The organism is Streptomyces sp. NPDC057543 (assembly GCF_042801895.1).
GTDB lineage: Bacteria > Actinomycetota > Actinomycetes > Streptomycetales > Streptomycetaceae > Streptomyces.
Genome location: NZ_JBHVFF010000311.1, coordinates 1 through 9,778 on the forward strand (window position 1 = coordinate 1; position 9,778 = coordinate 9,778).

Annotated in this window: 5 protein-coding genes and 2 pseudogenes; 2 read left to right on the forward strand and 5 right to left on the reverse strand. The window is 73.9% G+C overall.

All coding sequences use genetic code 11. From position 1 onward, the window contains the following. On the reverse strand, nt 1-401 hold a 401-nt coding region (locus ACFU8Q_RS34890; protein ID WP_384462159.1), incomplete at its 3' end, for a recombinase family protein. 429 nt (nt 402-830) lie between these two features. Between ACFU8Q_RS34890 and ACFU8Q_RS34895 the strand changes: the two genes are divergently transcribed. Beyond that, nucleotides 831-1,532 carry an ABC transporter ATP-binding protein gene (locus tag ACFU8Q_RS34895; RefSeq protein WP_384462162.1) on the forward strand — a complete coding sequence of 234 codons (702 nt, stop codon included), beginning with the start codon at nt 831-833 and terminating at the stop codon, nt 1,530-1,532. 71 nt (nt 1,533-1,603) lie between these two features. After that, nucleotides 1,604-1,936: pseudogene (locus ACFU8Q_RS34900) on the forward strand (DNA-binding response regulator); the annotation flags it as partial. Between the two features lie 54 nt (nt 1,937-1,990). Here the strand turns inward: ACFU8Q_RS34900 and ACFU8Q_RS34905 are convergent. The 4 genes and pseudogenes from ACFU8Q_RS34905 to ACFU8Q_RS34920 all read right to left on the reverse strand — a co-directional run. Next, nucleotides 1,991-2,947 carry an ABC transporter ATP-binding protein gene (locus tag ACFU8Q_RS34905; protein ID WP_384462164.1) on the reverse strand — a complete coding sequence of 319 codons (957 nt, stop codon included), beginning with the start codon at nt 2,945-2,947 and terminating at the stop codon, nt 1,991-1,993. Between the two features lie 226 nt (nt 2,948-3,173). Next, entirely contained in the window at nt 3,174-5,933 is a 2,760-nt protein-coding gene (locus ACFU8Q_RS34910; RefSeq protein WP_384462167.1) for an FtsX-like permease family protein, read from the reverse strand. Nucleotide 5,934: 1 nt separating this feature from the next. Continuing rightward, a complete protein-coding gene (locus ACFU8Q_RS34915; protein WP_384462169.1) occupies nt 5,935-9,225 on the reverse strand; it encodes an FtsX-like permease family protein in 3,291 nt (1,096 codons plus the stop codon). 165 nt (nt 9,226-9,390) lie between these two features. Further along, nucleotides 9,391-9,672: pseudogene (locus tag ACFU8Q_RS34920) on the reverse strand (globin); the annotation flags it as partial. Nucleotides 9,673-9,778 lie beyond the last annotated feature (106 nt).

Below are 9,778 nucleotides of genomic sequence, written 5' to 3' on the forward strand. Positions count from 1 at the left end.
AGCCGGTCCTCATGCGTGACGCGGACGACCGTCACCGTTCCGTCGGCGACCATCGCCAACAGCCGGTTGAGGCCGGGGCGATTCTCCCGCAGACCCGATCCCCGGTCCTTGAACACCTTCACAACCTCGCCGGTCGCGGTCGCCCGCAACTCCTCCTCCTGCGCAGCGAGGGAGGACTCCTGGCCATTCGATCCGGAGACGCGCACATACAAAACCTCCCGCCGGGCGCGGGAGGTTCTGGCGCCGCTGCCACGCTTCATGTTCTCCAGGTCAATCGAGGAAAACCGGCGCTCACGACCGACCCAGGTAAACGGAACCTTGCCGTCCAACGCCCACTGACGAAGCGTCATCGGATGGATGCCCAGACGCTCTGCGGCTTTGGACATGCGCAACAACTCCATGCGCACAATCATACACAACACTAGGAATCGCTAATGAAGTTGGTGAGCCTTCCGGAACCGCCACGGCCTCCTGGAGATCGGCAGGAATCCGGCCCGTCGCAGGAGCGATCACCCAATCCCACGTGACAAGGCTCTCAGTGCGGCCCGGCGTACTGTTCCGTAGCCTGGCTCCGGCTGTCGGCCCTGATCGTGGAACGGAAGACCCGTGCCGTCTCCGTATCTGCCGGGCACCGACGTGGCCCGACAGCTCGCCCGCGGCATGAGGTCCTGCGCAGGACATGGAACGCCGACGGAACTCCCTGGCCTCGGCCGATGCGTCTCCCGTCGGAGATCGGTTCCCGCGTTGGGTGAAGGGCCGTAGAAGCATTGATGACCGGGCGGAAGGCCGCGATACTGACGACCGGCCCACGGGGGATCAAGGGAGGACACATGAGCCAGGTTGTCACGGGGACCATGGTGCGCGTCGAGAACGTCCACAAGTCGTACGGCCAGGGAGCCGCCGCCGTCCATGCCCTGCGCGGCGTCTCCTTCGACATCCCCCGCGGTGAGCTCGTTGCGCTCAAGGGGCGCTCGGGGTCCGGGAAGACCACCCTGCTGAACGTCGTCGGAGGGCTCGATGCGCCGGACCGGGGCCGGGTCACCGTGGACGGCCTGGACCTGTCGGAGCTCGGCGAGGACGGCCTGCTGACGCTGCGCCGGGACCGGATCGGCTTCGTCTTCCAGTCCTTCGGCCTCATCCCGATCCTGACGGCCGCGGAGAACGTGGGCGTGCCGATGCGCATGCGCCGGGCCGACGTACGGGAGCGCGAGGAGCGAGTCGAGCTGCTGCTGTCCCTGGTGGGCCTCGCCGACCACGCGGCCCAGCGGCCCGGCGAGCTCTCCGGCGGCCAGCAGCAGCGGGTCGCCATCGCCCGCGCCCTGGCCAACAACCCCTCGTTGCTGATCGCCGATGAGCCCACCGGCCAACTGGACGCGGAGACCGGCCATGCCGTGATGGAACTGCTGCGGGCGGTCGTGCGCAGCGAACAGGTCACCGCCCTGGTGGCCACGCATGACGCGACGCTGCTCGACCTGGCCGACCGTGTGCTGGAACTGCGCGACGGGGAGATACGGGACGAGACGGGGGAGTAGGCCAAGCCGTCGCCTTCAGGATTGAGTCAAAGACGTCCCCGACCTGCTCCCCGTCACGCAGGTCGGGATCGTTGGCCGTAAGGTCGGTTCCATGTAAGCAGCGGGGACCGACAATTGGGGGCAAGGGGCACACGTACGAGGCGGATGTCGCGCACGACGGTGCCGACGCGCTCCCAGCTCGCGGCCGCCCGCCACCCCGACGTGGTCGTCCTCGACCTGGGGCTGCCGGAATCTCCTCGGACGAGAATATGGAGGCGCTGGGCGCGGGCCCCGACGACTCGTCACCAAGCCGCTCGGCATGGACGAGCCGCCTGCGGGCCGCCGTGCACCGGGCCGAGCTGACCGGGGGCGGAGACGACGTGCTGGTCGAGACCGACGGGTTCACCGTCGACCCGGCCGCCAAGGCCCGTTGATGTGGCGAGCGGCCCGCGCACCTGCTGTTCGGTCACGGCCGGCGATCAGCTGTGCCCGCTGTCGTCCGGCCATACGGTGATGTGGTCCTCTTCCAGATCCAGCGCCACCCGGTCGCGCATGCCCAGCGTCTTCGTGTACTCGGCGGGCAGCTGGAGGCGGCCGGCCCGGTCGAGCATCGCGTACTCGCGGGCCACCAGCGTCTCGTGGCCAGTGGTCTCGTCGACCTCGCTGCGGCGCAAGACCTCCGTGGAGGTGCGGCCGTCACGGATGGCGACCGTACGGCGGACCTCGCCGGCCACGGCGCGGTCATGGGTGACGATGACGATTGTGGTGCCCAGCTCCTCGTTCGCCGTGCGGAAGGCGGCGAAGATCTGCTGGGCGGTGTGGGAGTCGAGCTCGCCGGTGGGTTCGTCGGCGAACAGCACCGCCGGGTCGCAGGCGAGGGCCACGGCGATCGCGACCCGCTGCTGCTGACCGCCGGACATCTCATGCGGGCGGCGGTCCCGGCAGTCGGCGACCTCGAGCAATTCCATCAGTTCCAGGGCACGTTCGGTGCGGGCCCGGGAGCGGCGTCGCCCGCCGGCCAGCTGGAGGGGCAGGGCGACGTTCTGGGCCGCGGTGAGGTACGGCAGCAGGTTGCGGGAGGTCTGCTGCCAGATGAAGCCGACCACCTTGCGCCGGTAGTGCAGGCGGTCCTTCGCGGTCATGGCCAGCAGGTTGTGGCCGGCCACCTGAGCCGCCCCGGCGGTGGGGGTGTCCAGGCCGGCCAGGATGGTCATCAGGGTGGACTTGCCGCTGCCCGACGCGCCCACCAGGGCCATGAGTTCGCCCTCGCGGACGAGCAGGTCGAGGCCCTGGAGGGCCTGCACCTCCACGCCGTCCGCCGAGAAGATACGGACCAGACGGTCGCAGGTGATGAGGGCGTCGTGGCCGTAGGCGGGCCGAGCGCGGGTGGCGGTCGCCTTGTCGGCCAGTTCGGCGAGGGTGGGATTCGTCGTCATCGGGCTCCTTGGTCAATGGGGGGCCGCGGCCGGCCGGGTAGGCGCGGGGGCTGCCGCGTGCGGGCGAGGCCGCCGACGCCGCCAAGGTCTGGGGCGGGGGCCGCCGAGTCCGCCGGGGTCAGGGGCCGGAGTCGCCGGAGCCCCTGGGGACTGGTGCCGTGACCGGAGGCGTCGGAGCCCCCGGGGTCTGGTGCCGAGGCCGCCGGGGACGCGGGCGCTGCCCTTCTCACTTCGTGTCACCTGCTCTCAACTCCCGCACCGCTCCTCTCCTCCCCGCCCACCACGCCTGTACGCCGGCGATTCCCACCGTCACCGCCACCACGGCCAGCGCCGGCATCGTCAGCGACCAGGCGTCGGTGTGCAGCGCGGTCTGCTCCAGCGGAGCGACCGAGGGCGGTAGGGCCACTGCGGTCAGGTCCATGCCGGGGGAAAGCAGGCGGATCGCGGCCCAGCCGGTCAGGACGCCGCCCGCCGCGGCGAGCAAGGCCTGGGGCAGGGACTCCAGGACGAGCAGGCGGCGGCCCTGCGGACGGGTGAGGCCCATGGTGCGGAGGCGGGCCAGCAGCGCGATGCGCTCGGGAGCGGCGCGCAGGAGTGACAGGAGCAGCGCGAGCACGGCGTAGCCGGCACCTGCCGCCACCGCCGCCGTGTAGAGGTGCTCCACGCCGGACTGGAGGGGGGAGTCGACGTACCGGGCTCTCTCGTCGGCGCGGAGGCGGACCGACACCGCGTCCCCGGCCGCCTCGCGCAGGGCACGGGCGTCCGCTTCCGGGCCCGTCACCAGCAGCGTCGTCGGCCTGGCCGCCGTGGCGCCGAGGCCGGCGCGGTCCACCACCAGGAAGTCGGCGCCCGTCACGGCCGGAGTGATGTCCCGGACGAGGACGATGCGGACGGTGACACTGCTGCCGTCCTCCATGCTGACGGGGAACGGAGCCGAGCCGTGGGCGTCCGCCACGCTCGGCGAGGCCACGGCGGGCAGCACGGCGCCGGCCCCCAGGTCGCCCCGGCCCTTCTTCAACACTCCTTCGGAGAAGGCACCGAGCCCCGTCCGCCTCGTCAGCTCCGCGTAGCCGCCGGGATCCACGCCCACCAGCGGCACCTCCTGACGCCCGTCGTTCGGCTTCGCCCGGTACGCGACGCTCACCGCCGCCACGTCCCGCACGCCGGAGACCCGGCGCACCCGGTCGGTCAGCCCCGCGGGCAGGGAATCCACCATCGACTCCAGTCGGGCGTCCGCCCCGACGGCGAGGAGCGCCGAGTGGTCCCGGGCCTCGCCGATGCCCGCCAGGACCGAGCCGCCGAACGAGGCCGTGGTGAGGGCGGTGAGCAGCGCGAGCAGCGGCAGCACCGCGGACGCGGAACTGCGGCCGGCCCGGGCCAGGGACAGATGGCTCACCACACCGCGCAGCCGCCCGGCCGGGCCGGCCATGCCACGCAGGGGAAGGGGGTAGAGGCGGACCAGCAGCAGTGCGGCGATCACCCCCACCAGTACGGGCGCCGCCGAGATCAGCTGATCGCCGGACCCGCCGGACGTGCCCTGCCGGCGCAGGGTCACCACCGCGCCCGAGGCCACCGCCACCAGCGTCAGCTCCGCGACCGTACGTCGCCGGGACGGTCGTACGGACGTCACGTCCTGACGGAGCGCGGGGATGCGGACGAGCCGGTGGGCGGCCACCGCGCGCAGGGGGAGGGCGGCGCAGGCGACGACCGTGGCCGCGAGGGCGGCCAGTACGGCGGGCAGGGCCCGGGCGCCGGGGAGGGTCCACACCGCCGTGGCCAGGCCGAGCGCCCCGGCCGGGACGGCGACCACCGCCGTCTCTGCGAGCAGGCGGGCGGCGAGGCCCGGCAGCGAGGCGCCGCGGGCGCGCAGCAGGGCCAGTTCGGTGCGGCGGCGGTCGGCGGCCAGGCCGCCCGCCATCGCCAGGACGATGGCGGCGACCGTACCGCTGCCGAACGCCGCGACCGAGATCGGCGCAGAGACGCCGGAGTGCAGTCGGGAGTAGGAGCCGAGCACGTCGTCGAGGTCGGTCTGGGCGTCCGTGAGGGGGTCGACGGCCGTGCGCACCTGCTGGAGGCTGGGGCCCGACTCCAGGGCGGCGAGCGCGGACTTGAGCGCGCCCAGGTCACGGTGGTGCAGGGTGTTCGGGTCGGGGGCCAGCCGCCAGTAGCGGTGGGGCAGCCCCTCGACGCCCAGGAGCGCGGGGGCGGCCTCGGACGGCAGCAGCAGAGCGCCGAGCCAGTACCGGGGCGAGTCCGGGTCGGCGGGCGTTATGCGCATCAGCGCGGGCGTGCGCAGCAGGGTGTCCGTCGCCCAGTAGGCGCCGTCCCGGTCGCGCGGGGCGACGATGCCGGTGACCCGGACGGCGAGCGCGTCCCGACCCGCGCCGGGGACGTGGAGGACCGACCCCACCTTGATGCGCAGGCTCTTGGCGGTGTCCGCGCTGACCGCCGCCTCCACCTCGGGCGTCGTCGAGGTGACCGTGCCGGACGCGCGGGGCAGACGGCCCTCGCTCAGCCGGGCGTGGTCGGCCAGGCCCGCCTGCGCGACGAGGGCGACCCGGGCGGGCAGCCCGCTCGGCCGGGGCAGCCAGGGTTCGGGCACCGCCTGGTTGACGGAAGTGGTCACGCCGTACGACGACTGGCTGAGGTCGGGGACGAAGGGGCGCCGGACCATGCCGAGGATGCTGTCGTACTCGCGCTTCACGGTGGCGGGGCGCAGTGCTTGCTCGCGCTGGTCCTGCGGCTGGTCCGGCAGGGGCGCCGGGGCGGACAGACCGACGACGCTCCGGGAGTGGGCCACCTGTTCGACGGAGCGGCGCAGGCCCGCGTCCTCGTACCGCTCCAGCGCGCGCGGGAACGCGGCAGCCAGGCAGGCGGTCACCGCCACCAGCAGCGCGAGGGCGAGAGCGGCACCGGGGGCCGACCGCAGACGGGTGCGGACCCAGGGGGCGGTGGCACGTTCCACACGCCTGAACGGGATCAGCATGTCACTCCCCCTCCCGCAGCACCTGTACCGGATCGGCCTGTCGCACCGCCAGCAGCGCCACGACGATGACCGGGACGGCGGCCACGGCCGTCAGCAGGGCGGTCACCCGCAGCGGCGGCAGTTCCACCAGCAGATCCGGCACCGGGCGGGTGGCCTCGCCGGTCAGGACGATGAGCGGCAGCACCGCGCGGGTCAGGGCGATACCCAGGCCCGTGCCCACGGCCAGCGCCAGCGCGACCAGGACGCCGTGCTCGGCGGCGACGGCACGGGCCAGCCGGCGGCGTGGGGCGCCCAGGGCACGCAGGATCGCGAACTCGGCGTTCCGCTCCCGCAGCGCCCCGGCCGCGCTCACTGCGAACCCGAGCGCGGCCAGCACCGCCGCCGCCCCGGCCGCCACGGTGAACGCGGCCTCCGGGCCCGCCCCGAACGGGTCGTCGCGCAGCTCGGCGGCGATCTCGTCGCGCACGACGATCTGCCAGGGATCGAGGTCGGGCCGGGCGCGCAGAGCGGTGGCGATGGCCGCGCTGTCCGAGGGCGAGTCCGGCTGCAGCCACCACTCGGTGGGCGCGAGGGCGGCCCCGTAGCGCGCCTGGAGAACCCGGTTCACGGCGTGCAGATCGAGGAGCACGGCGCCGCCGTCGCCGTTTCCCTCCCCGCCCTGGGCCGTCGGCAACTGCCGTACGGCGCGCACGATCCGCACGGGCACGTTCTGCCCCTGGAAGGCGATGTCCATCGTCTGACCGGGGCGGGCTCCGGCGGAGGCGAGGAAGCGGTCGGTGACGAGGGCGGTCACCACGGTGGTCTTGGGCTGTGTCACCTGCATGCGCAGCATCATCGACGGGCTGAGCCAGGGCTGGTCGGACGGGACGTAGCCCGTGCCGTACACCACGGTCGGGTGCGCGGCGGGGCGGACGCGCGCGCGGGTCGGCGAGGTTCGTGGGTTGGCCGAGCCCTGCCCGTTGGTGCCGGAGGCCGCCGTCCAGGACGCAGGCAGGGGCACTTGCTGTGCTGTGCCGGCGGCGGTTGTCGCGGTCAGGGCGTCGAGGGTCAGGGTGTGCTGCTCGGCGTGGAAGGACGGCATGGGCAGCACGAGCTGTACCCCGGTGAGCGTCAACGGTCCGTGGCCGCTCGGCAGTTCGACAGACAGTGTGTGCGGGCGCCCGTCGGCGGGCAGGTCGCCGGACGGCAACGGGTAGGGGACGCCGTGGTCGTCCTCCAGCGTCTGGGTCACGGTCGCCGCGCTCTTTGTGCCCCGCACCGAACTATGCAGGGTCGCCGTCAGCGTCAGCCGGGTCGCCCCGGCGGGCACGCGCGCGCCCGCCGACTCACCCGACGGACCCAGACCCGCCAGCAGCCGCTTCATCGGGGCGGGCGCCAGGTCGGGGCGCAGCAGGACGGTGTCCGCAGCGTGCGCGGTGTCCAGCGCCAGCACCGTCGCCGTGCGGCCGCCGGACAGCGTCAGGGTCGTCCGCACGGCGGGGACGGCCTCGCGCACGTGAGGCACGGCCGCGTAATCCTGCGTGCGGCCGAGCTCGCCGCCGCCGGCGCCCAGGACCCGCACCGGCGCGCCCGCCGCAAAGTCGGCCTGGTCGTCCTGCGAGCGCTCCCAGGAGGAGCCCTGACCGATCGCCAGTACGCCGAGCGCGACGGCCAGGACGAGCAGCAGTACGGGACCGGTGCCGCGCCCCGGGCGGCGGCTGAGCTGCCAGCCGGCCAGCGCCCCGGCCAGCCCCCGCCCGCCCGTCGCCCGGCGCTCGGCGAGCCGGGCGGCCGACGGCAGCAGACGCAGCGTCAGGACCGCGCCGGCCAGCAGTGCGAGGGCGGGCGCGGCGACCAGCAGCGGGTCGATGCCCAGGGCGCCGGTCGTGTCCGCGCTCACCGCGCCCGAAGTGCGGTGGTCCAGCTGCCAGTAGGCGACCCCGGCCACCGCCACCAGCCCCAGGTCCGCCCCGGCCCGCAGCGGAGCGGGCAGGGCGCGGGCGCGGGACGTGCGGAACCCGGTCGGCGCGACCGCCGGCAGGGCCACCGCCAGCGCGCACCCCAGCGCCACGCCGGCCGCCGTCAGCCACACCCCGAGCCGTCCGCCGGCCGGTACCTCCAGCTCCAGTCCGAGCCGGGCCAGCGCCCCCTGCCCGGCCAGCAGTCGGATCAGCGGGCCTGCCAGCAGCGGGGCGATCAGCACCGCGGGTCCGGCCAGCAGCAGCGCCTCCCGGGCGGCGAGGCCGGCGAGGGTGGCGCGGGAGGCGCCGCGGGCGCGCAGCAGTCGGGTCTCTCCGGTGCGTTCGGCGGCGAGCAGCCGGGCCACGAGCAGCAGCGCGCAGGCCGCGAGCAGGGCGAGCTGAAGGGCGACGATTAGGAGGGTGGAGCGGGAGACGAGCAGGGAGCGCTCGACCCGGTCGAGGACCTCGGGGAGGGCGGTGCTCGTGGTCGTCTTGCCGACCATGCCGCCCTTGCTGTCGTCCCCGGTGGACAGTTTGAGCAGGGCGGCCGGCCCGGTGCGCGCGGAGGTGCGCAAGGCACCGATGCGGTCGGCGGTGAGGCGGGCGAAGTCGGCGGAGGCGAGCCACGCCGACCCTCCGTCGCTCACCCGGCCGCCGGTGACGACGGACGGCGCCGTCAGCAGGGGGCCGTAGGTGGTGAAGGTGGATGTCCGTACGCCCCGACCGCCCAGTTCGTCCAGCAGCCAGTAGGGGGAGGCCGGCTCGGCGGGTCGGTACACGCCGGTGACGAGGATTCGCACGGGCGGCCCGTCGAGCCGGTCGGTGACGGTGAGGCGGGCGCCCGGCGCCAGTCGCAGCCGCCGCGCGGCGGTCTCGGGCATCGCCACCTCGACGTCCGGCGCGCCCGCGCGTGGCAGGCGCCCCTCGCTGAGCCGCACCTGCGTGGAGTCGAGCGCCGCGAAGTGCGTGAGGTCGGGCTTGTCGCCGGGCCGGGTGGCTGCGGCCCGGGTGGTTGCGGGCAGGGCGTACGGGCCGGAGCGCATCAGCGTCCGCACGGTCACCGGCAGCCCGTCGAAGGTACGGCGCGCTGCGTCGCGTACGGCGGTGTCGGTGGCCCGGCGACGATCGGGCGCCACCTCGGCCTTGACGACCAGCGCGGCATCGGCGGCGTTGCGCGGCTCGGCCAGCGAGTGGCGCAGGGCCGCGTCACCGATCGCGGTCGAGTAGGCGGCCAGGGCCGCCAGCACGGACGTGGTCAGCAGGACGGTGACGAGCGCAGCGGTGATCAGCGTGCGATGCGCCTGCGCCCTCGCCAGGACGAGCGTGGCACGCCCCGAACGCCCCCCGTACATCGTCACTCGGCTTCCCCCAAGCCTCTGTTGTCACCGTTGCCCGACCTCCCGGTGATGTTGTCAGACCGGACGTGGTCGGGTAAGTGATGATGAAGCGGGCTTGACCGGATCGTGACCGAATATCGGCGTTCTATGAACGGAATGCGGGCTGTGGAGCGCAAACTCCGGCGCGTTGATCGCCGACGCCGCCGCGTACGTCAGGTAGTTCCACAGCGTCGTCCCGTGCTCCTCGGACAGGCCGAGCTCCTCGACGGTGACCCGTGCGTGCCGCAGCCACAGGTCGTGCGCGGCCCGGTCGACCGCGAATGGGGCGTGCCGCATGCGCAGTCGGGGACGGCCGCGGTTCTTGCTCTACGTCGTCGGACCGCCCCCGTGCTGCATGAGGAACAGCACCAGCCGCGCCTCGGCCGGACCGAGGTCCTCCTCGGGATACATCGCCCGTACGACCCGGCGGCCACGGGCCCATGCGCTCGCGCTTCCTGGCGCTGCGCGTTAGTTTTGACTGGTTAGGGGATCGCCGCCACCTCGAGAGTTGGCATCTGGTAGTTTTTTT

Bases quoted from the DNA above. Each gene is read 5' to 3' on its own strand.
- ACFU8Q_RS34895 (WP_384462162.1), top strand. From the start codon at position 831: ATGAGCCAGGTTGTCACGGGGACCATGGTGCGCGTCGAGAACGTCCAC.
- ACFU8Q_RS34905 (WP_384462164.1), bottom strand. From the start codon at position 2,947: ATGACGACGAATCCCACCCTCGCCGAACTGGCCGACAAGGCGACCGCC.
- ACFU8Q_RS34910 (WP_384462167.1), bottom strand. From the start codon at position 5,933: ATGCTGATCCCGTTCAGGCGTGTGGAACGTGCCACCGCCCCCTGGGTC.
- ACFU8Q_RS34915 (WP_384462169.1), bottom strand. From the start codon at position 9,225: ATGTACGGGGGGCGTTCGGGGCGTGCCACGCTCGTCCTGGCGAGGGCG.